At 40.6% G+C, this 24,199-nt stretch carries 24 protein-coding genes and 1 riboswitch; of the genes, 3 read left to right on the top strand and 21 right to left on the bottom strand.

What is annotated here, in order from left to right; translation table 11 throughout:
* Positions 1-39: 39 nt before the first annotated feature.
* From FBF73_RS08735 to FBF73_RS08665, 15 genes are all read right to left on the bottom strand, one after another.
* On the bottom strand, positions 40-762 hold the full coding sequence (locus FBF73_RS08735; protein ID WP_136937573.1) for a CPBP family intramembrane glutamic endopeptidase: 723 nt from the start codon (positions 760-762) through the stop codon (positions 40-42).
* Between the two features lie 18 nt (positions 763-780).
* Positions 781-966 (bottom strand): biofilm-regulating peptide BriC, encoded by a 186-nt coding sequence (gene briC, locus FBF73_RS08730; protein ID WP_084941318.1) that lies wholly within the window; start codon positions 964-966, stop codon positions 781-783.
* Between the two features lie 156 nt (positions 967-1,122).
* Positions 1,123-1,890 carry an acetyl-CoA carboxylase carboxyl transferase subunit alpha gene (locus FBF73_RS08725; RefSeq protein WP_136937572.1) on the bottom strand — a complete coding sequence of 256 codons (768 nt, stop codon included), beginning with the start codon at positions 1,888-1,890 and terminating at the stop codon, positions 1,123-1,125.
* A complete protein-coding gene (gene accD, locus FBF73_RS08720) occupies positions 1,887-2,753 on the bottom strand; it encodes an acetyl-CoA carboxylase, carboxyltransferase subunit beta (protein ID WP_136937571.1) in 867 nt (288 codons plus the stop codon). Before accD ends, FBF73_RS08725 begins: the two co-directional genes overlap by 4 nt.
* A gap of 36 nt (positions 2,754-2,789) precedes the next feature.
* Positions 2,790-4,157 (bottom strand): acetyl-CoA carboxylase biotin carboxylase subunit, encoded by a 1,368-nt coding sequence (gene accC, locus FBF73_RS08715; protein ID WP_136937570.1) that lies wholly within the window; start codon positions 4,155-4,157, stop codon positions 2,790-2,792.
* Positions 4,158-4,168: 11 nt separating this feature from the next.
* The gene (gene fabZ, locus FBF73_RS08710) at positions 4,169-4,591 is read right to left on the bottom strand and encodes a 3-hydroxyacyl-ACP dehydratase FabZ (RefSeq protein ID WP_136937569.1); all 423 of its coding nucleotides are present in this window, start codon (positions 4,589-4,591) and stop codon (positions 4,169-4,171) included.
* Positions 4,588-5,073: an acetyl-CoA carboxylase biotin carboxyl carrier protein gene (accB, locus tag FBF73_RS08705; protein ID WP_136937568.1), complete on the bottom strand. Its 486-nt coding sequence runs from the start codon at positions 5,071-5,073 to the stop codon at positions 4,588-4,590. Before accB ends, fabZ begins: the two co-directional genes overlap by 4 nt.
* 2 nt (positions 5,074-5,075) lie before the next feature.
* On the bottom strand, positions 5,076-6,311 hold the full coding sequence (gene fabF, locus FBF73_RS08700) for a beta-ketoacyl-ACP synthase II (RefSeq protein WP_136937567.1): 1,236 nt from the start codon (positions 6,309-6,311) through the stop codon (positions 5,076-5,078).
* 21 nt (positions 6,312-6,332) lie between these two features.
* The gene (fabG, locus tag FBF73_RS08695) at positions 6,333-7,064 is read right to left on the bottom strand and encodes a 3-oxoacyl-[acyl-carrier-protein] reductase (protein ID WP_024057010.1); all 732 of its coding nucleotides are present in this window, start codon (positions 7,062-7,064) and stop codon (positions 6,333-6,335) included.
* Between the two features lie 40 nt (positions 7,065-7,104).
* On the bottom strand, positions 7,105-8,028 hold the full coding sequence (fabD, locus tag FBF73_RS08690; protein WP_136937566.1) for an ACP S-malonyltransferase: 924 nt from the start codon (positions 8,026-8,028) through the stop codon (positions 7,105-7,107).
* A complete protein-coding gene (fabK, locus tag FBF73_RS08685; RefSeq protein ID WP_049500269.1) occupies positions 8,021-8,995 on the bottom strand; it encodes an enoyl-[acyl-carrier-protein] reductase FabK in 975 nt (324 codons plus the stop codon). The genes fabD and fabK overlap by 8 nt, the downstream gene beginning before the upstream one ends.
* Positions 8,996-9,111: 116 nt before the next feature.
* Positions 9,112-9,336 (bottom strand): acyl carrier protein, encoded by a 225-nt coding sequence (locus FBF73_RS08680; RefSeq protein ID WP_000257838.1) that lies wholly within the window; start codon positions 9,334-9,336, stop codon positions 9,112-9,114.
* 58 nt (positions 9,337-9,394) lie between these two features.
* Positions 9,395-10,369, bottom strand: coding sequence for a beta-ketoacyl-ACP synthase III (locus FBF73_RS08675; protein ID WP_124788335.1), 975 nt, complete (start codon positions 10,367-10,369; stop codon positions 9,395-9,397).
* Positions 10,369-10,803: a MarR family winged helix-turn-helix transcriptional regulator gene (locus tag FBF73_RS08670; protein WP_000386351.1), complete on the bottom strand. Its 435-nt coding sequence runs from the start codon at positions 10,801-10,803 to the stop codon at positions 10,369-10,371. Before FBF73_RS08670 ends, FBF73_RS08675 begins: the two co-directional genes overlap by 1 nt.
* A 92-nt stretch (positions 10,804-10,895) precedes the next feature.
* Positions 10,896-11,681 carry an enoyl-CoA hydratase gene (locus tag FBF73_RS08665; RefSeq protein ID WP_124788334.1) on the bottom strand — a complete coding sequence of 262 codons (786 nt, stop codon included), beginning with the start codon at positions 11,679-11,681 and terminating at the stop codon, positions 10,896-10,898.
* Between the two features lie 212 nt (positions 11,682-11,893).
* Here FBF73_RS08665 and FBF73_RS08660 point away from each other — a divergent pair, with 212 nt between their 5' ends.
* The 3 genes from FBF73_RS08660 (at position 11,894) to serS (ending at position 15,119) form a co-directional block, all read left to right on the top strand.
* Positions 11,894-13,258: an aspartate kinase gene (locus FBF73_RS08660; RefSeq protein WP_070842771.1), complete on the top strand. Its 1,365-nt coding sequence runs from the start codon at positions 11,894-11,896 to the stop codon at positions 13,256-13,258.
* Positions 13,259-13,260: 2 nt separating this feature from the next.
* Positions 13,261-13,632, top strand: a complete 372-nt coding sequence (locus FBF73_RS08655) for a DUF956 family protein (protein WP_042751659.1) — start codon at positions 13,261-13,263, stop codon at positions 13,630-13,632.
* Between the two features lie 212 nt (positions 13,633-13,844).
* On the top strand, positions 13,845-15,119 hold the full coding sequence (gene serS / locus FBF73_RS08650) for a serine--tRNA ligase (protein WP_136937565.1): 1,275 nt from the start codon (positions 13,845-13,847) through the stop codon (positions 15,117-15,119).
* A 24-nt stretch (positions 15,120-15,143) separates the two neighbouring features.
* On the opposite strand, the gene FBF73_RS08645 is transcribed toward serS, so the two are convergent.
* The 6 genes from FBF73_RS08645 to FBF73_RS08620 form a co-directional block, all read right to left on the bottom strand.
* Positions 15,144-16,043 (bottom strand): TDT family transporter, encoded by a 900-nt coding sequence (locus FBF73_RS08645; RefSeq protein WP_136937564.1) that lies wholly within the window; start codon positions 16,041-16,043, stop codon positions 15,144-15,146.
* A gap of 107 nt (positions 16,044-16,150) precedes the next feature.
* The gene (locus tag FBF73_RS08640; protein WP_136937563.1) at positions 16,151-17,215 is read right to left on the bottom strand and encodes an acyl-CoA dehydrogenase family protein; all 1,065 of its coding nucleotides are present in this window, start codon (positions 17,213-17,215) and stop codon (positions 16,151-16,153) included.
* 14 nt (positions 17,216-17,229) lie between these two features.
* A complete protein-coding gene (locus tag FBF73_RS08635; protein WP_042901607.1) occupies positions 17,230-17,778 on the bottom strand; it encodes a carboxymuconolactone decarboxylase family protein in 549 nt (182 codons plus the stop codon).
* Positions 17,779-17,909: 131 nt separating this feature from the next.
* Positions 17,910-19,232: an alanine/glycine:cation symporter family protein gene (locus tag FBF73_RS08630; protein WP_136937562.1), complete on the bottom strand. Its 1,323-nt coding sequence runs from the start codon at positions 19,230-19,232 to the stop codon at positions 17,910-17,912.
* A 90-nt stretch (positions 19,233-19,322) separates the two neighbouring features.
* A riboswitch (glycine riboswitch) is annotated at positions 19,323-19,411 on the bottom strand.
* Between the two features lie 185 nt (positions 19,412-19,596).
* The gene (locus tag FBF73_RS08625) at positions 19,597-22,239 is read right to left on the bottom strand and encodes a DEAD/DEAH box helicase family protein (RefSeq protein WP_136937561.1); all 2,643 of its coding nucleotides are present in this window, start codon (positions 22,237-22,239) and stop codon (positions 19,597-19,599) included.
* Positions 22,240-22,242: 3 nt separating this feature from the next.
* Positions 22,243-24,147 carry a DNA methyltransferase gene (locus FBF73_RS08620; RefSeq protein WP_136937560.1) on the bottom strand — a complete coding sequence of 635 codons (1,905 nt, stop codon included), beginning with the start codon at positions 24,145-24,147 and terminating at the stop codon, positions 22,243-22,245.
* Positions 24,148-24,199: the final 52 nt, after the last annotated feature.

Genomic DNA, 24,199 nt, shown 5'->3' with positions numbered 1-24,199 from the left:
GTGTTTGACAGCTGTCAAACACTTTTTCTTTGCCTCCCACTATCTAAAAAAGTGGTAATAGATATAATTGTAAATAAAAATCCAGATAGGTTTTGCATGATTGAGAAAGTTGAAAAAACTATGACAGAGAATGGTCAATCGTATATTAGATGTATAGCGATAGACAAGAGCGAAAAAGAGACCAATCAGACTATAATATAATAAACTAATTGGGTCTCGGTGAGATAGTATCAAATGACTGAGTCCAAAGATAAGACCTGATAAGATGACATCTAAATAGTACTTTGACTTAGGAAAGAAGGTGTTCATAAAATACCCTCTATCAAGAGTCTCCTCAAAAATAGGGCCGATGATTACAGGAAGTACAAAAGATAAGATAGTCGATAAAAAAGTTGGTTGTCCATTTGAAAGAACCACGGTAAAATACTCATCATGAATATTCCTATGATTAATCAAATGAGCATAGCGTGCCCAAAAATTACCGAGAATCTGATAAACCACATAACCTGCAAATAAGTAGAAGATAGTTGACCAGTTCCAGATCTTTTTCTCAAAGATAAAGAGCATCTTTTTCTTTTTTAACCACCAAATTAATAGAAGGAAATTTCCTACTAATCCCATTGTTAAAATAAGAGAGTAAACATCAGCGCCTAACCCTAAAATTATCGTCACATACAATCCAATTGTTTGTGGTAAATAGGTAGATAGTAAAATAATAAGCAAAAATATTCCAAATTGTCTTAGTTTCTTTGTGTTTCTCATCGTACTTTTTTTGAAAGATTATCCTGCTCGGAAACCGTACTTCCAAGCATCCCTATAAGAATTAAGTGCCCCTTGCCCCATATAGGGAGCAAATTCTCTATAATATAACCATCTACCATAACCATCTTCCCAAACGGCAAGACCACCTGAAGTTTGCTCTAAGTCCTCAGTTGAAAGAACTGTAAATGTTTCTGTACCTGTCATTGCAAGTACCTCCTTAAAATAAATTTTTGTAAGCTTATATCTACAGTATACATCTTTTTTGTCTATTTTATTAATCTTCCCCTCAACTGTCAATTTTTCGGTCTGAACTGCATTTTTCTAAAAAAATGAGACCTTTCTAGTCTCATTTAGTCATTCTTAGTATTTTCTAAATCGTTGATAGCGTTCTTCCAACAACTCTGATAGCGGTTTTTGCGAAAGTCTAGCTAGCTCAGCTTGAAGTTCTTTCTTGACACTCTTAATCAGTTCTTTACTAGAAAGTCCTACTTCAGAAATCACCTTGTCTACCACGTCCATTTCTAACAGTTCATGCGAAGTGATTTTCATCAGTTCTGCCGCTTCCATGGCACGACTGCCGTCCTTCCATAGAATGGAAGCAAAGCCTTCTGGACTGAGAATGGCATAGATAGAATTTTCCAGCATCCAAACACGGTCCGCGACAGCTAGAGCCAGAGCTCCACCTGAACCACCTTCACCGATAATGATGGCGATAATCGGAACTTTTAGATCACTCATTTCCATGAGATTGCGAGCAATAGCTTCTCCCTGTCCACGTTCTTCCGCTCCGACACCAGGATAAGCACCTGCTGTATTGATAAAGGTCACTACTGGACGGCCAAATTTTTCAGCCTGTTTCATCAACCGTAGGGCCTTGCGGTAACCTTCTGGATGCGGTTGTCCAAAATTACGCTTGAGGTTATCTTGTAAACTCTTGCCTTTTTGGATACCAACCACCGTTACAGCTTGGTCCCCAAGCCAGCCAATACCACCAACAACTGCACCATCATCACGAAAAGAACGGTCACCGTGTAATTGGATAAATTCATCAAAAATGCCTGTCGCAAAGTCCAAGGTCGTCAAGCGACTCTGCTCACGCGCTTCTCTGACTATTTTTGCAATATTCATCTTGGACTCCCTCCGTGCAATCTGACTAGGCTAGCAATCGTATCTGGTAAGTCTCTTCTTTTGACAATAGCATCCACAAAGCCATGTTCCAATAGGAATTCTGCCTTTTGGAAATCCTCAGGCAAGCTTTCACGAACCGTATTTTCAATGACACGACGCCCAGCAAAACCAACCAAACTTTGTGGTTCAGCTAGGATGATATCTCCTTCCATAGCGAAAGAAGCTGTCACACCACCTGTCGTTGGATCTGTCAAAATAGTCAGATAAAAGAGACCAGCATTTGAATGGCGTTTAACCGCTGCAGAGATCTTGGCCATCTGCATGAGACTCATGATTCCTTCCTGCATACGGGCTCCACCAGATGCGGTGAAGAGAACAATTGGCAATTGTTCAACAGTTGCATACTCAAACAAGCGAGTGATTTTTTCACCTACAACTGTACCCATAGAAGCCATGATAAAGTTGGAATCCATAATCCCAAGAGCCACAGTCTGACCTTTTATAAGAGCTGTTCCTGTCACAACGGCTTCATCCAGACCTGTTTTTTCACGCATAGTTGCTAGTTTCTTTTGATAACCAGGGAAATGCAAGGGATCCTTGCTTTCAATCCCTGTAAACAATTCCTTGAAAGTTCCCATATCAATCGTCAAAGCCAAGCGTTCTTGGGCAGAAATACGAAAGGTATAGCTACAGTGCGGACAGATACGCTCACTTCCCAGATCCTTCTGATAAATGGTATGCTTACAACCTGGACACTTAGAAAATAATTCATCTGGAACCTCTGGCTTGGCTTGAGGTTTTTCCCTAACCGAATGATTAGGATTGATTCGAATATACTTATCTTTTTTACTAAATAGAGCCATTGATTCCCCTTTTCGGTTTAAACTCTTAAAGTCATTTTATTCTTTTTCTTGATATTTAGGTAAGAAGGTTTCCATCAAGAAGGAAGTATCATAATCTCCAGCAATGACATTGCGATCTGAAATGAGGTCAAGCTGGAAATCTGCATTGGTCTGCACCCCTTCAATCTCTAATTCATAGAGGGCACGTTGCATTTTCATCAAGGCATCAAAACGATTTTCACCGTGAACGATGACTTTGGCAATCATACTGTCATAATAAGGTGGAATGGTATAGCCTGGATAAACTGCTGAATCCACGCGCAAACCAACTCCACCACTTGGAAGATAGAGATTGGTAATCTTACCTGGACTTGGAGCAAAGTTAAAGGCTGGGTTTTCTGCATTGATACGACATTCAATAGCATGACCGCGTAGAACAATATCTTCTTGCTTAACAGACAGAGGTTGACCTGCTGCAATGCGAATTTGTTCCTTAACAATATCCACACCTGAAACAAATTCTGTTACTGGATGTTCTACTTGTACACGAGTATTCATCTCCATAAAATAGAATTTACCGCTGGCTTCATCAAGAAGAAACTCAATGGTCCCTGCATTCTCATAGCCAACAGACTCTGCCGCTCGAACAGCAGCAGCACCGATTTCATGGCGCAGCGTTTTTCCGATTGCAATCGAAGGACTTTCTTCCAAAACCTTTTGGTTATTCCGTTGAAGAGAACAATCCCGTTCACCTAAATGAATCACATGTCCATGCTCATCTCCTAGGATTTGAACCTCAATGTGACGAGCTGGATAGATAACCCGTTCAATGTACATGGCACCATTGCCATAATTGGCCTTAGCTTCACTAGAGGCCGTTTCAAAGGCTGAAACGAGGTCTTCTGGTTTTTCAACCTTACGAATCCCTTTACCACCTCCACCTGCTGAAGCCTTGAGCATAACAGGATAGCCAATTTTTTCAGCAACAATCAAGGCTTCCTCAGAGTCATGCACTTCTCCATCCGAACCTGGAATGACAGGCACACCTGCTTTGATCATCTGAGCGCGCGCATTGATCTTATCCCCCATCATATCCATGACATGACCAGATGGGCCGATAAACTTGATTCCTACCTCTTCACACATGGTCGCGAATTTGGAATTTTCACTAAGAAATCCAAAACCTGGGTGAATAGCTTCTGCCTCAGTCAAGACTGCAGCTGATAGAACCGCATTAATATTGAGATAAGACTCTGTTGGCTTACCAGGGCCAATACAAACTGCTTCATCTGCCAAAAGCGTATGAAGGGCTTCCTTATCAGCAGTTGAATAAACCGCCACCGTCGTAATGCCCAATTCACGCGCCGCACGGATAATACGAACCGCAATTTCACCACGATTGGCAATTAAAATTTTTCGAAACATGGAGAACCTCCTTAGTTCCCTATTGCAAAGGTAAGAGTACCACTAGCTGCAAGCTTGCCATCCACTTCAGCCTTTGCTTCAACCACGGCAATGGTACCGCGACGTTTTACAAACGTTGCCGTCATAACTACTTGGTCACCTGGTACAACTTGCTTCTTGAATTTAACCTTGTCCATACCAGCGTAAAAGACCAGTTTTCCTTTATTTTCAGGTTTTGACATCTCCAAGACACCAGCTGTTTGCGCCAATGCTTCCATGATCAGAACACCTGGCATGACAGGGTATTGAGGAAAATGACCGTTGAAGAAGGGCTCATTGATGGTAACATTTTTGATGGCAACAATGGTATCCTCGCTCACTTCCAAGACACGGTCTACTAGGAGCATAGGATAACGGTGGGGAAGAGCTTCTTTGATTCCTTGAATATCGATCATTTGATACGTACCAATCCTTTACCAAACTCAACCATTTCTTCGTTAGAAACGAGAATTTCCGTTACCACACCATCCTTAGGTGCTGGAATTTCATTCATGACTTTCATGGCTTCGATAATTACCAATGTTTGACCTTTTTTAACACTATCACCAACTGTTACAAAGGCAGGTTTATCTGGACCAGCAGCCAAGTAAGCCACCCCAACAAGTGGACTCTCTACAACATCTCCCTCAGCAGCCACACTTGTTTCAGCTGGCGTCGAAGTCTCTTCCACTACAGTCTCTGCTGGAGCAGATGTAGGAGCTACTGGACTTGGTGTTGCTAGAACGGGTGCTGGAGCAACTTGAGGTGCAACTTGAGATACAAGTCTAGCTTCATTCTTGCTAAACTCCAACTCATCCGTCCCATTCTTATAAGAAAACTCTCTCAAACTTGACTGGTCAAATTGAGCCATCAAGTCTTTAATATCGTTTAAATTCATAGTTATTTATTCTCCCAACGTTTGAAAGCAAGAACTGCATTGTGGCCACCAAAACCAAAAGTATTTGAAATGGCGTATGGAATTTCTTGCTCCAAGCCTTGTCCATAAACGACATTGGCTTCGATATAATCTGATACTTCACTTGTTCCAGCTGTCATTGGTACAAAGTTATGACGCATGGCCTCGATTGTTACGATAGCTTCTACTGCACCTGCAGCCCCCAGCAAATGTCCTGTGAAAGATTTGGTTGATGATACAGGTACTTCCTTACCAAGAACAGCTACGATCGCACCACTTTCTCCTTTTTCATTAGCAGGAGTTGACGTTCCGTGAGCATTGACATAGGCTACTTGCTCTGGAGAAATCTCAGCTTCCTCCAAGGCTAGTTTGATGGCTTTGATAGCTCCTTGACCTTCTGGATGAGGAGAAGTCATATGGTAGGCATCACAGGTATTTCCGTAACCAACCACTTCAGCAAGGATAGTAGCCCCACGTTTTTCAGCGTGTTCAAGGCTTTCAAGAACCAACATCCCAGAACCTTCACCCATGACAAAACCATTACGGTCCTTATCAAATGGAATGGAAGCACGAGTCGGGTCCTCTGTAGTTGAGAGAGCAGTTAGGGCTTGGAAACCAGCAATAGCAAAAGGTGTGATAGAAGCTTCTGAACCACCTACCAACATAACATCTTGGAAACCAAATTTAATTGAGCGGAAGGCATCCCCAATCGCGTCATTTGATGAAGCGCAGGCAGTATTGATGGATTTACAAACACCGTTTGCTCCAAAACGCATAGCAACATTTCCTGAAGCCATATTTGGCAAGGCTTTTGGAAGGGTCAATGGTTTCACACGTTTTGGTCCTTTGTCATTTAGGCGAATCACTTGATCTTCAATTTCTTTGATTCCACCAATGCCAGATGCAACGATAACACCAAAACGATCTTTATCAAGAGCCTCTACATCCAAATTGGCATGATTAACAGCTTCTTGGGCTGCGTACAAGGCATACAAAGAGTAGTTATCAAAACGATTGGTATCTTTCTTTACAAAGTATTTATCAAAAGGAAAATCTTGGATTTCTGCTGCATTATGCACATCAAAGTCACTATGATCAAATTTTGTAATTTGATCAATTCCGATTTTTCCAGTTGTCAAACTATTCCAAAATTCTTCTGGTGTATTTCCGATTGGAGATGTTACTCCATAACCTGTTACTACTACGCGATTTAGTTTCATCTTTTTCACCTCTAGCTTCTGCTACATACTTAAGCCACCATCAATGGCAACCACTTGACCAGTTAGATAATCTTGACCTGCTAAAAATACTGTCAAATCTGCAACCTGCTCTGCCTGCCCAAATTCTTTCATAGGAATTTGCGCCAGCATGGCATCTTTTACCTTGTCTGATAGAACAGCTGTCATATCGGACTCAATCATTCCAGGTGCAATAGCATTAACCCTGATATTGCGATTGGCCACTTCACGCGCCACAGACTTGGTAAAACCAATCAAACCAGCCTTAGAAGCTGCATAGTTAGCTTGACCGATATTTCCCATCAAACCAACAACACTAGACATATTAATGATAGCACCTTCTCTGGCTTTCATCATCGATTTCAAGACTGATTGTGTCATGTTAAAAGCTCCAGTCAAGTTAACCTTGAGCACTTTTTCAAAATCCGCTTCTGTCATCTTGAGCATCAGGGTATCTTGGGTAATCCCTGCATTGTTGACCAAAACATCTACTGAACCCAGCTCTGCAATAGCTTGCTCAACCATACGTTTAGCGTCTGCAAAATCTGATACATCTCCTGAAATAGGGACCACCTTGACACCATAGTCTGCAAATTCAGCAAGCAAGTCCTCTGAGATTGCCCCACGACTGTTTAAGGCAATGTTGGCTCCTGCTTGAGCAAACTTATGGGCAACGGCAAGACCAATTCCACGACTCGAACCTGTAATAAAGATATTTTTATTTTTTAGTTGCATTCTTTTCTCCTGTTTCCTCTTGTATTTGTGGGAGAAGGGATTACTCGTTTTCTAGCAAGGCTTCCAAACTCGCCTGATCTTCAACATTGGCTAGTTTAGCCGTTTTATCAATTTTTTTGACAAAGCCTGACAAGACTTTCCCTGGGCCAATCTCGATAAAGTTGGTTACTCCTGCTTCTTGCATAACTGCAATACTTTCATAGAAACGAACTGGTTCCTTGACCTGACGCGTCAAGAGTTGAACTATATCTTCTTTTTGCATGACAGCAGCTTCTGTATTACCAACTAGGGGACAAGTAAAATCTGAAAAACTTACTTGAGCAAGAGTTTCAGCTAGTTTTTGGCTAGCAGGTTCAAGAAGAGCGGTATGAAAAGGTCCTGAAACCTTGAGAGGAATCAAGCGTTTGGCACCTGCTTCCTGCAAGAGTTCGACAGCTCGGTCAACTGCAGCCACTTCTCCACCAATAACGATTTGTGCAGGCGTGTTATAGTTGGCTGGAGTAACCACTCCAAGTTCAGAGGCTTGCTTACAAGCTTCCTCAATGACCTCTACTGGCGTATTGAGAACTGCCACCATCTTACCAGAGCCAGCAGGAGCCGCTTCTTCCATATAGGCGCCACGCTTAGCTACCAAGGCAACCGCATCTTCAAAATCCAAGGCACCGCTGGCTACCAAGGCAGAGTATTCTCCAAGTGACAAACCAGCAACCATATCAGGCTGATAGCCCTTTTCTTTCAATAAACGATAGATAGCAACTGAAGTCGCTAAAATAGCTGGTTGCGTATAGCGAGTCTGATTGAGTTTTTCTTCTTCTGTATCAATAAGATGACGCAAATCATAACCAAGCACCTGACTTGCTTGATCAATCGTTTCTTTGACAATAGGGTAGTGATCATAGAGATCCCGTCCCATACCTAGATACTGGGCACCTTGGCCAGCAAATAAAAAGGCTGTTTTAGTCATTTCTTACAACTCCTGCCCAACGAGAGGCTTCTTCTTGAATTTTCTTAGCTGCTCCGTAATACAAATCTTTTAGGATTTCTTCAACAGTTTCTTCTTTGGAAACAAGCCCTGCAATTTGACCTGCCATGACAGAGCCTCCATCCACATCTCCGTGAACAACCGCTTTGGCTAGAGCACCTGCTCCCATTTGTTCAAAAATTTCCAAATCTGGATTTTCTTGTTTAAAAGCATCTTTTTCAGCTTGTTCAAAATCACGAGTCAACTGATTTTTAATCGCACGAACAGCATGTCCAAAGTGTTGAGCTGAAATCGTAGTATCAATATCTCTAGCTTTTAAAATTTTCGCCTTATAATTTGGATGGGCATTAGACTCTTTTGCAACGACAAAGCGAGTTCCAACCTGAATAGCTTCTGCACCTAGCATAAAGCCAGCAGCAGCACCTTCACCATCCGCAATCCCTCCTGCAGCAATAACAGGAATAGATACAGCAGCAGCAACCTGGCGCACCAAGGTCATGGTTGTTAATTTACCAATATGCCCCCCAGCTTCCATTCCTTCTGCAATAACGGCATCCGCACCGATTTTTTCCATGCGTTTCGCTAGGGCAACACTTGGCACAACAGGAATAACCGTAATACCAGCTTCATGGAAACGTTCCATGTATTTGCTTGGATTTCCTGCGCCTGTTGTAACTACCTTAACCCCTTCCTCGATAACGAGGTCTACAATATCTTCCACAAAGGGAGACAAGAGCATGATGTTGACACCAAAGGGTTTATCAGTCAATGATTTGATTTTATCAATATTTGCCTTGACAACTTCTTTAGGGGCATTCCCCCCACCGATAATCCCTAGTCCTCCAGCCTTGGAAACAGCTCCTGCCAAATCACCATCAGCAACCCAGGCCATCCCTCCTTGGAAAATAGGATAATCAATGTTCAATAATTCTGTAATACGCGTTTTCATAGTGCCTCCATCGTTTCTTGCTTACGTAATAGTTCGATATCGTCATAATTTGAAAATCAAACTATTGCCTAAACAAGAGGGAGCGGGTTTCCCTACTCCTTCTATCTATATTCTGTTTATTTTGTTTGCTCTTCAACGTAGGCAACCAAGTCACCAACTGTTTTCAAGTCATCTTCTGCTTCGATTTGGATATCAAAAGCATCTTCGATTTCTGAGATTACTTGGAACAAGTCCAATGAATCTGCGTCCAAGTCATCAAAAGTTGATTCAAGTGTTACTTCTGATGCGTCTTTTCCAAGTTCTTCAACGATAATTTCTTGTACTTTTTCAAATACTGCCATAATAGGACTCCTTTAAAATAAATAGTTTTTTATAACAATGTGTTCACCACATGATTACCTAAATTGTAAGAATGAGCGTGCCCCAGGTCAAGCCTCCACCGAAGCCTGATAGCAGAACAGTCTGACTACCATCTAAACGGATGAGGCCTTGTTCTACACACTCTGAAAGTAAAATCGGGATACTTGCTGCACTGGTATTGCCATATTCCATCATATTGGCTGGAAGTTTGTCTCGGTCGACACCGATTTTCCTAGCCATCTTATCTAAAATACGGTCATTAGCCTGATGAAGTAGCAGATAATCCAAGTCTGTCGCCTCTACAGGAGATTCTTCAATAGTCTGGTTAATAGACTTGGCTACATCCCGAATAGCAAAATCAAAGACTGCGCGTCCATCCATCTTCAAAAATGAATCTGCACTTTCTTGATCTGAAAATGGAGAATGTAAGCCTGAATGTCCATACGTTAGACATTCGCTGCGACTTCCATCACTATTGAGACTCTCAGCCAAGAAATGCTCTTGCTCGCTAGCTTCTAGCAAGACACCACCAGCACCATCTCCAAATAAAACAGCTGTTGATCGGTCCGACCAATCGACTGCTTTAGAGAGAGTTTCACTGCCAATCACCAAGCCTTTTTGAAAGCGACCAGAAGCGATAAACTTTTCAGCAGTTGAAAGAGCAAATACAAATCCACTACAAGCAGCTGTTAAGTCAAAAGCAAAGGCCTTATTAGCACCAATATTAGCTTGGATACGAGCAGCTGTAGAGGGCATCATCGAATCAGGAGTAATGGTAGCTAGAATGATAAAATCCAACTCCTCTCCTGTGACTCCAGCTTTTGCCATCAGTTTCTTAGCAACCTCTGTAGCCAAATCACTAGTAGATTCTGTTCTTGAGATATGCCTTTGTCGTATTCCCGTCCGACTTGAAATCCACTCATCATTGGTATCCATAATCTGAGCCAAATCATGATTTGTAACCACTTGCTCAGGCACATAATGAGCAACCTGGCTTATTTTTGCAAAAGCCATTATCTCAAATCCTCCAAAAATTGATAAAGATTGGTCAAACCTTTGCTCATAACCTCAATTTCTTGCTTACTCATACCATCAATGATTTTTTCAACCATGGCCTTGTGGAAGCGTTTATGTAACCTATGAACCAAGCGACCTTTCTTTGTCAAATGCAGATGCACCACACGACGATCATGTTCTGAACGAATGCGTTCAATGTAACCCTTGCGTTCGAGATTATTCAAACTAGTCGTAACTGTCCCAAGAGTCACCATCAACTCTTTCGACACTTGACTTGGTGTCACGTCTGGGAATTTCCCAATCACATCAATCGTATGCATTTCTTTGATGGAGATATCCTTGAAACGACTACCTCTCAAGCTAACTTCCTCAATGACGAGGACATTGTTAAATATAGATGTTAAATATTCATTAATTCGTTGGTAGTCCAATCCTTCTTTCCCTCCTTCTCAAAAAACTTTTACAATCAAAACATTTGACAAAAGAATTATATCAAACTTCAAAGAATGGCGCAAGTATTTTTTTATTTTCCTGTAAATTTAGGCCTTCTTCTCTCCGAATGAGCCCGAACTCCCTCTTTGAAATCCTCTGTTTTGGCCAGTGATTCCTGTAGATGCAGTTCTAAAACAGCATAATCTTGCCAATCTTTAAATTGGCTCTCCCAAACCAACTTCTTGATGGCTGCATAGGAATTACTTGAACCACGTCTTAATTTTTTAAGAAGCTGTTCTCTGGTTTTTTCTAACTTATCAGCTTCAGAAATACGGTAAACCACACCCCACTCTAGAGCTTTTTCTGCTGTCAAAGCCTCTCCTGTCATGGCTAGTTGAGCAGCACGCGTCACACCAATACTTCGGCTCAAGAGATGAATTCCTCCTGCATCTGGAGCCAAACCAACTCCAACAAAGGCTTGGATAAATTTAGCCTTATCGGTCGCTAAACAGAAATCTGCAGCAACAGCCATATTGGCTGCGGCACCTGCAACAGCCCCATCAACCTCCATCAAAACAGGCTTTGCAATTTGCTTGATTTTATAAGAAATAGCATTGACTAGTTCTGCAATTTTCGTCAATGATGGAATATCATCCTCATCCACTGCCCGCTTCATCTCTACTAAATCTCCCCCAACTGAGAAGACTTTGCCATTCGCATTGATCAAGATAAAATGCACAGCTGAATCCTCTTCCGCCAGAGTCAAGGCTTCTAAAATTTCCTCACACATGGGAATATGGAAACCATTAGCGACATCAGGACGGTTTAAAGTAATAATTGCCAAATCCTCTTCAAGCTGATAAATAATATGTTCCATCTGGACTCCTTTTTATTTTTATAAGCAAGTTAAATTATTTCATTATCAAAGTATATCTTTTTTATTCTAAAAAAGCAAGAATAAGAATGTAATAAGTGTCTCAGCCGATTTTAGATTCCTTATCTTTCCCTGTAAAATAGCTTATTTTCTTCATTTGAAAAAAGGCTTTCTTTCTGCTATAATCGTATAAAATACTTACTTTAGGAGTCCTTATGAAGGTTGTTAAATTTGGAGGTAGTTCTCTTGCCTCTGCTAGTCAGTTAGAAAAAGTTTTAAACATTGTCAAAAGCGATTCAGAGCGTCGTTTTGTAGTCGTTTCTGCGCCTGGTAAACGCAATGCTGAAGATACTAAGGTTACGGATGCCTTGATTAAATACTACCGCGACTATGTTGCTGGTAACGATATTAGCAAAAGTCAGAACTGGATTATTGAACGCTATGCCGCTATGGTTAGTGAATTGGAACTGAAACCAGCTGTTCTAGAAAAAATTTCAAAAAGCATTCGTGCCTTGGCCACTCTTCCTATCGAAGAAAATGAATTTCTCTACGATACTTTCCTAGCAGCGGGTGAAAACAACAATGCCAAATTGATTGCTGCCTATTTTAACCAAAACGGTATTGATGCACGCTATGTTCACCCTAGAGAAGCTGGGATTGTGGTAACAAGTGAGCCGGGCAACGCTCGCATCGTGCCATCAAGTTATGACAAGATTGAAGAATTGACAAATGCAAATGAAGTCCTTGTCATTCCTGGTTTCTTTGGAGTTACCAAGGAAAATCAAATCTGTACCTTCTCGCGTGGAGGATCAGACATTACAGGTTCTATCATTGCTGCAGGGGTTAAAGCTGATCTCTATGAAAACTTTACGGATGTTGATGGTATCTTTGCAGCTCACCCAGGAATTATCCACCAACCACACTCGATTCCTGAGTTGACCTACCGTGAAATGCGTGAGTTGGCCTATGCAGGATTCTCAGTTCTTCATGACGAAGCTCTTCTTCCTGCCTACCGTGGAAAAATTCCTCTGGTTATCAAGAATACCAACAATCCTGACCATCCAGGTACTCGTATCGTTTTAAAACACAGTAGTGATGAATTTCCAGTTGTAGGAATTGCTGGTGATTCTGACTTTGTCAGCATCAACATGTCTAAATACCTCATGAACCGCGAGATTGGATTTGGTCGCAAGGTTCTGCAAATCCTTGAAGACCTCAACATCGGTTGGGAACATATGCCAACTGGTATCGACGATCTTTCAATCATTCTCCGTTCTCGTGAACTAACTCCTATCAAGGAAGAAGAAATCCTGCGTCAATTGGTTCAAAAAGCTGAAGTAGACCATGCAGAAATCGAACACGACCTTTCAATCATTATGATTGTTGGAGAAAAAATGAAGAGTCATATCGGAGTAACTGCTACTGCGACACGCGCTCTATCTGAAAACAAGATCAATATCCAGATGATGTCTCAAGGTTCTAGTGAAGTTTCTATCATGTTTGTTGTCAATAAAGATCAAGAAAAAGCTGCAATTAAAGCGCTCTACAATGCCTTTTTCGGTGAAAGTAAGGAAGACTAATCATGGCCCAATCTCTTAACAAAACAGTGCTTCTCAGTACGACAGGAACTTCCTACCTCTCTATAGCTGGGAAAGTTGGGAAATTCCTTGTCGGAGATCAGGCTCTGGAATTTTACCCAGATGTTAATGTCGAACAATTTATCCAGATTCCTTGGGACCATATCAACCAGATTGGAGCCAATGTCACTGGTCGCAAAATCAGTCGCCACTTCGAAGTCTTTACAGACAGAGGAAAATTCCTTTTTGCTTCAAAAGACTCAGGTGCTATTCTTAAAATTGCTCGAGAAAAACTGGGTAATGACAAGGTCGTCAAACTTCCTACCCTAATTCAGACCATTGGTCAAAAATTTAAAAATCTATTTGCAAAAAAGTAGAAACTTTAGTATAATCATAGCAACGGATAAGTAGGTTATCTTCTTCTTTCAGAAAGTCTGCGGGTGCTGCGAGCAGATAGGAGGGATAGGTGAAATTCTACCGTTAGTAACAATTACATACACAATCAAGTGCACACCTGTGAAGTTGGATGGAACCGTGGCCCTGCCACTCCAACGCTTTGTCAGGTGTGCTTTTTCATAAAGGAGTTCTTATGTTAGATATCAAACGCATTCGTACAGACTTTGATGCTGTCGCAGAAAAATTGGCTACACGTGGTGTAGATGCTGCTATCTTGAATGAGATGAAAGAAATCGATGCTAAACGTCGTGACATTTTGGTCAAGGTTGAAACTCTCAAAGCAGAACGTAACACAGTTTCTGCTGAGATTGCCCAAGCTAAGCGCAACAAGGAAAATGCAGATGACAAGATTGCTGCCATGCAAAACCTATCTGCTGAAGTCAAAGCCTTGGATGCCGAGTTAGCAGACATCGATGCTAAATTGACAGAATTTACAACGACTCTTCCAAACATCCCAGCTGATAGTGTTCCTATCGGAGCTGATGAAGATGACAATGTGGAAGTTCGCCGTTGGGGTACTCCACGCGAGTTTGATTTCGAACCTAAAGCTCACTGGGATCTTGGTGAAGATCTTGGTATCCTTGACTGGGAACGCGGTGGTAAGGTAACAGGAGCTCGCTTCCTCTTCTATAAAGGTCTCGGCGCTCGTTTGGAACGTGCTATCTACAACTTTATGTTGGATGAGCATGGTAAAGAAGGCTATACTGAAGTCATCACACCTTACATGGTTAACCACGATTCTATGTTTGGTACTGGGCAATATCCAAAATTCAAGGAAGATACTTTTGAACTCAGCGACAGCAATTATGTCCTTATTCCTACAGCTGAAGTTCCTCTGACAAACTACTACCGTGATGAAATCCTGGACGGTAAAGACCTGCCAATCTACTTCACTGCTATGAGTCCATCATTCCGTTCTGAGGCTGGTTCAGCTGGTCGTGATACTCGTGGCTTGATTCGTCTGCACCAATTCCACAAGGTTGAAATGGTTAAATTTGCCAAACCAGAAGAATCTTACGAAGAATTGGAAAAAATGACAGCCAACGCTGAAAACATCCTTCAAAAACTGAACCTTCCATACCGTGTCGTTGCTCTCTCTACTGGAGATATGGGCTTCTCAGCTGCTAAGACTTACGACTTGGAAGTTTGGATTCCAGCACAAAACAATTACCGTGAAATCTCAAGCTGTTCAAACACAGAAGATTTCCAAGCCCGTCGTGCCCAAATCCGTTATCGTGATGAAGCAGACGGCAAGGTGAAATTGCTCCACACCTTGAACGGTTCTGGACTTGCAGTTGGACGTACGGTTGCTGCTATTCTCGAAAACTACCAAAATGAAGATGGTTCTGTAACTATACCAGAAGCACTTCGTCCATACATGGGTGGAGCTGAAGTTATCAAACCATAAAAAATAAGGTTTAGCTATTTCTAGCTAGACCTTTTTTCGTAACCAAATCAGATAAGCACCTAATACAAAGAATAAAATAGTTAGGCATATAATAGTTTCAGCAAGTACCAAATAATCCAAAAATGGAATTTTCAAGAGTCCCTGAGCCATCTTGAGCGAAGTAGCTGTGATAATGGTCGGGAAAGTGAGGGCTGAGAAGGCTGGTTGAAAGCCTTGTTTTAAAATATTGGGTAATCGAGTCAAAACAAAGAAAAAGAAGGATTGAGAAGCCAAAATCATGGCAATCAAGAGCCAAGTCGGTAGGCTGGCTCCTCCAACTCGAACTAGAGAAGCCAAGAGCAGAGAGAAAGGAGCACAGTAGATTCCTTCCTGTCCAAGCATGGCTAGTGAGAGTGGATGTTTCTTTAAATCGCTATAAATAAGCGGATAGAGATAGAAGGTTAGGAGAAAACCAAAACTCAAGGTCGCATAGGCAATTTCGATGATGCCTACAAGAGGATAGGTCAAGGCAGCCACCGCTATCCCCACATAGAGAACCGTCCAGCTAGGAGTGGAATGAACCCTCCGACCAGGATAGGCAAATTTGATGGTAAAACCAGCAATTAAGGCCACATCCAAGAGAAATGAAAACCACCAGAGTCCTTGCGCAACTAAAGGAAGATGAGGAAACAAGCGAAAGATATAAGTCGATAAAATCATCCCAGCCATGGGAAAGGTCGCCATTCCTGACAAAAGAGGGGGCTTGGTCAATTCTTGCTTGGTTTCTTTCCAATTAAAGAGATGAAAAATCAGAAAGTAAATCCACAAAACCAAACCTGTCAGACTAAAAAGATGTGACAGAACCGGCAACGTATCTAAAATAAGATTTCCAGCTCCTGCTAAACCTAGCAAACATCCAGAAAATACCAAGGGGAGTTTTTTCATTCTAACCTCCAATAATCATGTTAGTTTCAGTATAGCATAAAAGCGCTTAAATGAGGGGATAAAAAACGAAGTTGAAAATTCAAGCTTCGTTTTTATTCCACTATTTTTTAACTCGTTGCTAGAATATGGCGTAGTTGAACAGCGCTTGGAGAAACGATTGGAAGAAAAGCTCCTTCATTCCATCTACGGATAAATCCAGATGTTGATTTGCTAAAGTAGCCTCTACCTCCACCTGCTTGTAACTCTAATAGAAGACTCTGAGCAACAACATCCACAATGTTTATTCTTAACTGAAATAGTTCACGCGGATTGGCAACAAAATAAGACCTGTCAGACAAACCTTGATAAAGCTCTCGACGAATAGCATCTAACTGTTCTACCTGATGTTTCCATTCATCTGTTAACACACTGCGTTTCCCCAACTCTTTTTCTACTTCTGATAGGGAACGCTCAGCTAAACCAAATGCTAGACCAAATTGGTAACCTAAGAAAGCTGGACGATTTTGTGCCAAAAATTGATGAGCATCTTTGGATAGAATCCATTCCTCTTTTAAAAGAACCTTATTAAAAGTCAGAGCAGCTGTGTTTCCTCCTTGAAGAGAAACAAATTCTAAATCTTCGGAACGACTAAAATTCTCTGCATCTGATGGTACAGCCACCACATAACTTGTACTTGGATCATCTGTAAAACCTGCCACAAAAATAGTTAAAAATCGATTTCTTCGAGCATTAGTTACCCATGGCAGTCTTCCTTTTAGATACAATTGTCCATTTTCTTCAATAATCCGAACATTCAGTTCTTCTAGTTCAGATAGATACTTGACGGCATTGGACAAGGCAGTAGCACCTGCATATTCTCCAGACAAGAGTTTTTCCAGATAGCTTTCTTTAAAATAGGAATTATCTGTATGAAGAATATTGTCAATTAGAGTGCGTTGTCCCCATGAAATAAAAGAAGCTGTTAAGGAATGTTGTGCAAGCTCTGCAAGGATATCAATGACATCTTGATCACTTCCTCCTGAACCTCCGAGAGATTCTGAAATTCCTACACGAAAGGCTCCCTCTGCTGCAATCCTTTCAATCAGTTGCTCTCCAGCTTGACAAGACTGTTTGTCGATTTCATCAGCATGCTGGTCCAACCAGCTCAAAAATTCTTCTGAAAAAAATCCCATAGTCTTTCCTCCTTTTAAGCATAAGGTTGCAATTCTGGATTAATTGGTGTATTAGCTAGATTGTTGGCATAGTTACAGAGGCTTGCTAGGCTGACACCAAGAACCACATCCAAGGCATTTTGGTGGGTATAGCCAGCTTCTAGAAACTCAGATAGGGCTTCATCTCCTACACGACCCTTGGTATTGATAACTGCCAAGGTAAACTTAGCTAGGGTGTCCAATTTAGGATCTGTTTCAATTGGAGTACGATTGCGAAGGGCTTGCAGAAGGTCATCGTTCATCTGGATTTGTTTGATTGAAAAGGCTGTGTGACCTGCGACGCAGAAGGCACAACCATTTGTCACGGCAGCCGTGATTTGCACCACTTCACGTTCAACGGGTGTTAAGCTATTGCGACGGTTGATAGCTCCGACAGTACGGTAAGCCTCTAGGGCAGTAGGAGCATTAGCCAAGAGTCCGATTAGATTTGGAATAAAGCCATTGTTGTCTTTTTCTACTGTTTCAAGAACTTCTTTCACTTCTGCTGGTGCTGATTCTACTGTATGGATTGTAAATGTTGTCATCATAAAACCTCTTTTCATGTTGTTGAAACCTAGTCTATCACAGATTCTATACCGTGTATAATATATATTTTAAATTGCACTGATAGAAATTTTTTATGAAAGCAAAAAATCACACGCGATGTGTGATTCCATTATTTATTAAAATACTTTTTAGTTTCAGCAATAACGACTGGCGACAAGACTAAGAGGGCAATCAAGTTTGGCAGAGCCATCAAGGCATTGACAATATCTGCGATAATCCAAACCATATCCAACTCGATAAATCCTCCCAGCAAGACCATGAGCACAAAAATCACACGGTAGAGCCAGATAAAACGAACACCAAAGAGGAACTCGAAACAGCGTTCTCCATAGTAGTTCCAACCTAGAATCGTTGTAAAGGCAAAAAGCACAAGGAAAATGGTCAAGAGGACAGGCCCAAAGTGTGAAAATACTGTTGAGAAGGCTGACTGAGTCAAAGCCACTCCATTCAAGTCACTATTCCATACTCCAGTTACCAAGATGGTCAAACCAGTTAGAGTACAAATGATGAGGGTATCAATAAAGGTTCCTGTCATGGAAATCAAACCTTGCTCTACTGGTTCATTTGTCTTAGCTGCAGCAGCTGCAATGGGAGCAGAACCTAGACCAGATTCGTTTGAAAAGACACCACGCGCCACACCATTTTGGATAGCCATCCGAATGCTAGCACCAGCAAATCCACCTACCGCAGCAACAGGACTAAAGGCTGATGTCAAGATTAAAGCGATTGTAGCAGGGAGTTTGCCAATATTGAAGAAAATAACTGTAAGTGTTCCCAAAATATAGATGATAGCCATAAAAGGAACAACGGCTGTCGAAACCTTTGAAATAGACTTGAGTCCTCCAAAAACAGCAATCGCTACTAAGATAGACAAAACAAGAGCCGTGATAGCTGGCGAAATAGTCGTTGTATTTTGGATAGATTCTGTAATCGAGTTTACTTGGGTGAAGGTTCCGATTCCTAACAAAGCTACTAACACACCTGCCAGAGCAAAAAAGATGGCAAGTGGTCTCCACTTTTCTCCCATACCCAAAAGTATATAGTGCATGGGACCTCCTGCAACAGCACCGTTATCGTCCTTAGTCCTGTATTTAATAGCTAATAAACCTTCCGCATACTTGGTTGCCATTCCAAAGAAAGCCGCCATCCACATCCAAAAGAGAGCTCCTGGTCCACCGACCTTGATAGCTGTCGCCACCCCGATAATATTTCCCGTACCAACTGTCGCTGCCAGGGCTGTACATAAGGCCGCAAAACTGGATACATCCCCATGCCCCTTATCCTTGATAAAAATAAGCTGAAAGGCCTTAGAGAGACGCAAAACCTGCAAGAGTCCTAGACGAGCAGTTAGGTAAATCCCTGTCCCAACCAATAAAATCAAGAGGGGTGGTCCCCAAGCAAAAGCATCAATTGATTTAAGCAATTCTAACATTTCCTTCTCCTATCTTTTCAACCCCAAAAGAAAGAGCACATGCAAGATACATGTACTCTGGAATGCTTAGATAAATGCTAAAAAGCGGTCTATCCTAGCTCTGTCCTTTTACCTGAGAGTTTGAGCAGTTGCCTGCCTTGCCCCTTCGGTGCCTTTACGGTCTCTCCAGAGTTCCGTCCATTTACAGTCATGGAAAATCAAACGATTTGCCACTTCTATTAAACTTCATTCGGTGTTGGTATTTAATTGATTCTTATTTTACAAAAAATGTTGGCTTTTGTCAATGGATTTTGGAAAAATCTTATTTGACTCAGTTAACTAAACTTGGCAATCATTTTCGAAATCATAAACTCCCCAATTTACGCTATAAATCTTTTAAATTACTATTTACAACTTCTCTGCTCATCTCATTATTAAAGAAAGGAAGACCGACGATACGATAACGTTCATCGTCCAACAAAGTTCTTGCCTCATCTCTTTCAGTAATTTGCAGTAAGAATTTCTCTTTCCAGCCTTCTTTACTATTTTTGAAGGTATTATTACTATCCAAAAATTGACTTCCTTTTGGCTCAATGAAAATCTGCCAAGAAGTATTTCCAACTTTTTTATCATTTGCAAGCAAGATAAAGTCAGGCTCAAAAGCACGCCCTTCGTCAAAACTATAGATTTTCACTGCTTTCTCATTTCGCAAAAGATAAATATCAGACCACTTTTCCTGCAAATCATTCATCAATTCACGGATAGCACGCACCAGATATTTCTCCTCGCTTGTTCCAAAGTTATCATCATAGGCATACCAATCTAGTTGATCGATATTTTCAAAAATCTCTGTTTCAGACTTAGTTTTTTGTGACCGTCCAAACTCTGCATTCCCACTTACATTAACAGTATACTTTCTCAAGATATTCTCTTCAAAAACTTCACGTACAGGAACAGATTCAAAATTAGCTGAGCCATAAAAGCGCTCTTCAGTTGGAACGATATCTTTTTCAATGCTATACAAAAGCTGTTCTGTAATATAGAGTTTTTGGTCTGAAGTTAACTCACTTATTTGTGATAAAGAAGATTCTACTATAATATTAACTTTTGAAAGCATTTCGATGAAGGCAGATACACCACTCAAGCCAAAGAAAGCTTTCTGCAAGTTTTTAAAGGTATACTGTTTATTGCGATTGATAGCCGCTCGAACAATATTGGAAGTAATTTCTTTTCCAAACTCAAAGTTTAAGGTGTTTATCGAATCCGTCGCAAAAACATCATCTTCTGAGAAAGCTTCAAAATCTCTTGTGTTGAAAGTCGGTAAACGTACCTCAAAGGAACTCGGAATGAAAGAGGTATCCAACAAACTTTCTTGTCGTTGTTCAACATATTCTTGATAAGAAAGACGTTTATTCATCCAAACCAGACCATCTGTATAGGTTCGTGTTTGTTTGAAAGATTTTTTTAGCTTTAATTCACGCTCTTCTAAATTGACATCATCAAAAATTCCAGACTCACGCAAGACTTGCTTTAATTCAGAAATATAGCGAGGATTGTTGGCAGAATGATAATGAAGCTGTTCTATGACACGAAGTTCATTGTTTTCATTTTCATCAAATTTACGAGTGAACTTCTCCTCGATTTGATTATCAATCACAAAGGGATAATAACGTGCACCACGACCAATGAGTTGCTTTTCTGCATTGGTAGTGTTCCCTGCGACAAAACCGTTCTTTGTTGTCTTACCATCACGAATATCGTAAAGGCGAACAATATCAAAAAGATTCAAAACATCCCAGCCTTCGTTGAGCATATCAACTGCAAAAATAGCACGAATTTCATTTGAAGGGAGTTCCAGAGTATTCAACTCCACTAAATTGTTGCTAGTCTTGTTTTTCCCATCAATCACGAGTAAGCGTTCACGGCGAAAATCTTCCTGCAATTCCTCAATTAAATCTTGAAAAGAAAGTCCAGACTCCTCAAAAAAAGCAAATGCTTTTTCCAAGATATTTTTTTGCTCCTCATCATTTGCAGTTAAGTTTTTTTGAGACTGTACTTGTTCTACTGACAGATTGGCTAACATATCCAAAAAAGCCTCTAAGTTTCCTTTATTTTCAGCAATTTTTTGCGACTTAAACAAGACCAAAGGTTTGAGGTTGATGCCATGTTTCAAGGCGATTTTCTTGCGGTATTGGCTGATAATGATTGCCTGCAACATACGAATTGGAAGTTCATTATCTACCAAGTGGAAAAGAACATCTTTAGAGTACTTATCCAAGCGGAACTCTTTCAAGTCATACTTGAAAATCAAAGATTTTTCATATTTTTGGGCAATATCTGGATTTGCTAAGTCAATGGTTGCTGTAAATTCAAATAAAGAAGATTTACGTGCTGTACTTTGAATATTTTCAATCGTCGCCGTCCAGCTGTCGTTCTCGTCTTTTTCTTTTTTACCAAGTCCAGCATTCAAGTGATGAGCCTCATCTGCCAATAACACAAGCGACAAATCTTCAAATTGCTCATAAGTTAGGCGATTTTCCCTTGGGGTATTTAAATCTTGGTGAAGTTTTTGAATGGTTGTAAAAACAATATTGATACTATCAGGTTGACTATCGGAAAAATCTGTCACTTCACGTATTCCCACCACTTGATTATCAATCGTTATTTTATCCGCAAACAAGTATTTTCCCATCTCATTAGGCAAGAAGTTTGCCCTTGTCTTGGTAAGGACATTGTCGTTATTCACAAAAAAAATAAAATTCCGTTCACCCTGTTTAAATTTTTCAAGGATAATCGCTGCCATCAGCAAAGTTTTTCCTGAACCTGTCGCCATATTGTAAAGGACTTGTTCTGGTTTTTTTCGATTTTTCTCATCCCTTTTGTAGTAGAGATACCTCCCTACCGCCTCTTTCTGGTAAGGACGCAGTGGAAATTTCAGATTTTGCGTGATGTAGTCTGGAATGCTTGCCTTAAAGTCAATAAAGCCATTTTCACTAGCTTGCTTATAAATTTCATACACAAAAGCCATCGCTTACTCCTCTCCATAGAAGTCTCTATTGAGTTTTTTCTCTTCTAGTGAAATGCCATAGCCGCTATCATCTATCTCTGAGTAATTAACATACAGGTTATTATTATCCACCAACTCCAGCAAGACTTGTTTTTGTTCAGCTAGTGAAAGTTTTTCGAACGCTGACTTTTTCAACTTTTTAGGGTCGACACGATAAGATAGGAACGAAGACTTTTTAGCCTGTTCAAATAGTTGAGATAGAGTTTCAGACTCTCTTGCCTCTAAGACTGTATTTTTGAAATCTTGAGCATCATTTTTCAGTTCACAATAAACGAAAGAACCGCCACCAGTCCAGTTGACGTCTTTAGAAATGCCACCCTGTTCACCGTCAATTACTTTTTTCAATCGCTCAACTGAAACCGTCTCAATATAATCCATCTGTTCGATTCCGATGTATTGACGGTTCATTTTGTGGGCAACAGCAACTGTTGTACCGCTCCCCATGAAGAAATCGAGAACGATATCTCCTTCGTTTGTTGCTATCTCAATAATTCGTTTAATCGTCCCTTCTGGCTTAGGAAACATGAATACTTTTTCTCCAAATAATTCTTGAATATGAATTGTTCCTTTTTCGCTATTAACATCTTTATCCCACCAAACTGAACGAGCCATTACACTGCTCTTTCTATATTTTTCTTGTATTGACCATCCGCCATCTTTCATTGCTTTAGCCATTACGTTAATATTTTTATTTTCAATAAATTTGGGTTTTCCCCATCTCCAAACTGTTTGTATCCCTCGTGACTTTTTAGGTAAAACTTCAATTGAATAGTTCTCCGTTTGCATTTCAGAAACTTTATAAAATCCAGACTCATCTTCAGAGGTCGGATCAACATAGATCGGATAAACAAGATTTGGCCGATTTCCAATATGGAATGCAGTATTACGATTTCGTAACTCTCTAATATCAAAACCGCCATATTCATCAGAATATTTAAACTGTTTATTCGGATCATCTACTAAGTTTAGTTCAGCAAAAGGCTTTTTATAAACATAAATAAACTCATGCATATTAGCAATGCCACCGTAGTCTCGACCACGTGGATTATTAACAACAGTTACTAATTCAACAAAATTTTCTCGCCCAAAAATCTCATCCAATAAGATTCCCAAATACTTTACTTCATTATTATCCAAATGAATAAAAATAACGCCATCATTACTGAGCATTGCTTTTGCAATCTCCAAACGATTTTTCATAAAGGTTAACCACGTTGAGTGATTAAACCTATCATTATAACCAAAACTATCCGAACCAGTATTATATGGAACGTCAATATAAATCAACTTGACCTTCCCAGCAAAGCGTTTCTTGAGGCTATGCAGTGCAAGCAGATTATTCCCCTTGATAATAAGGTTATCTATATCCTTTAACTCCTCAACCTCATGCTCACCGTCTTTATCGTAACGCTTGAAATTGCTAAACACCTTCTCGTCTAGCAAGCGATTGATTTCCGCTGGAGCAAGCGTCTCATTAAAGAAAATCTCTTGACGTTTCACATCGTCCTTAGTTTGCCCTCCCTCAAGCACACAATCTTTATAAGGAAAATTCAGCACAACTTCTTTGTTTTCAGAAAGATAATTTCTGTCTGACGTCCCAAGACCTATTTTTGTTTTGTAGGCTGTAAAGCTGTCAGGCAAGAACTCCTTGTTATTTAGAAATTGCAAAAAGATATCTTTTTTAAAGACCAATGCCCCATTTTGTAGTTTTGAAAAGAAATGATTGGTTATTTTTTCATTACTCATCAACTGATTGAGCAACTCAGGACTGTACTGCCTTGCCAGCTCAGCCAGCCTATTTTTATTTAGCACACCGTCCACTAAAAACTTAGGATTTTTAGAGAGAACCTGCTCCAATTCGTGTTTCATATACGGAATCTCCTTCTCACTTAAAATTTGTGAAGGGCTGATAGTATTCCTT

Origin of the sequence: Streptococcus mitis, assembly GCF_005144795.1 — a bacterium.
GTDB lineage: Bacteria > Bacillota > Bacilli > Lactobacillales > Streptococcaceae > Streptococcus > Streptococcus mitis_BB.
The sequence above is the reverse complement of the archived record's forward strand: the minus strand, read 5'-3'. Positions and strand labels throughout refer to the sequence as shown.

Excerpts from the sequence above, each read along its gene's own strand:
- fabF (WP_136937567.1), bottom strand. The coding sequence starts at position 6,311 with ATGAAACTAAATCGCGTAGTAGTAACAGGTTATGGAGTAACATCTCCA.
- accD (WP_136937571.1), bottom strand. The coding sequence starts at position 2,753 with ATGGCTCTATTTAGTAAAAAAGATAAGTATATTCGAATCAATCCTAAT.
- accB (WP_136937568.1), bottom strand. The coding sequence starts at position 5,073 with ATGAATTTAAACGATATTAAAGACTTGATGGCTCAATTTGACCAGTCA.
- FBF73_RS08625 (WP_136937561.1), bottom strand. The coding sequence starts at position 22,239 with ATGGCTTTTGTGTATGAAATTTATAAGCAAGCTAGTGAAAATGGCTTT.
- FBF73_RS08735 (WP_136937573.1), bottom strand. The coding sequence starts at position 762 with ATGAGAAACACAAAGAAACTAAGACAATTTGGAATATTTTTGCTTATT.
- FBF73_RS08655 (WP_042751659.1), top strand. The coding sequence starts at position 13,261 with ATGGCCCAATCTCTTAACAAAACAGTGCTTCTCAGTACGACAGGAACT.
- FBF73_RS08635 (WP_042901607.1), bottom strand. The coding sequence starts at position 17,778 with ATGACAACATTTACAATCCATACAGTAGAATCAGCACCAGCAGAAGTG.
- fabZ (WP_136937569.1), bottom strand. The coding sequence starts at position 4,591 with ATGATCGATATTCAAGGAATCAAAGAAGCTCTTCCCCACCGTTATCCT.
- FBF73_RS08665 (WP_124788334.1), bottom strand. The coding sequence starts at position 11,681 with ATGGAACATATTATTTATCAGCTTGAAGAGGATTTGGCAATTATTACT.
- FBF73_RS08630 (WP_136937562.1), bottom strand. The coding sequence starts at position 19,232 with ATGTTAGAATTGCTTAAATCAATTGATGCTTTTGCTTGGGGACCACCC.
- fabK (WP_049500269.1), bottom strand. The coding sequence starts at position 8,995 with ATGAAAACGCGTATTACAGAATTATTGAACATTGATTATCCTATTTTC.
- briC (WP_084941318.1), bottom strand. The coding sequence starts at position 966 with ATGACAGGTACAGAAACATTTACAGTTCTTTCAACTGAGGACTTAGAG.
- FBF73_RS08660 (WP_070842771.1), top strand. The coding sequence starts at position 11,894 with ATGAAGGTTGTTAAATTTGGAGGTAGTTCTCTTGCCTCTGCTAGTCAG.
- accC (WP_136937570.1), bottom strand. The coding sequence starts at position 4,157 with ATGTTTCGAAAAATTTTAATTGCCAATCGTGGTGAAATTGCGGTTCGT.
- FBF73_RS08645 (WP_136937564.1), bottom strand. The coding sequence starts at position 16,043 with ATGAAAAAACTCCCCTTGGTATTTTCTGGATGTTTGCTAGGTTTAGCA.
- fabG (WP_024057010.1), bottom strand. The coding sequence starts at position 7,064 with ATGCAACTAAAAAATAAAAATATCTTTATTACAGGTTCGAGTCGTGGA.
- FBF73_RS08675 (WP_124788335.1), bottom strand. The coding sequence starts at position 10,369 with ATGGCTTTTGCAAAAATAAGCCAGGTTGCTCATTATGTGCCTGAGCAA.
- FBF73_RS08640 (WP_136937563.1), bottom strand. The coding sequence starts at position 17,215 with ATGGGATTTTTTTCAGAAGAATTTTTGAGCTGGTTGGACCAGCATGCT.
- FBF73_RS08680 (WP_000257838.1), bottom strand. The coding sequence starts at position 9,336 with ATGGCAGTATTTGAAAAAGTACAAGAAATTATCGTTGAAGAACTTGGA.
- fabD (WP_136937566.1), bottom strand. The coding sequence starts at position 8,028 with ATGACTAAAACAGCCTTTTTATTTGCTGGCCAAGGTGCCCAGTATCTA.
- FBF73_RS08620 (WP_136937560.1), bottom strand. The coding sequence starts at position 24,147 with ATGAAACACGAATTGGAGCAGGTTCTCTCTAAAAATCCTAAGTTTTTA.
- FBF73_RS08725 (WP_136937572.1), bottom strand. The coding sequence starts at position 1,890 with ATGAATATTGCAAAAATAGTCAGAGAAGCGCGTGAGCAGAGTCGCTTG.
- serS (WP_136937565.1), top strand. The coding sequence starts at position 13,845 with ATGTTAGATATCAAACGCATTCGTACAGACTTTGATGCTGTCGCAGAA.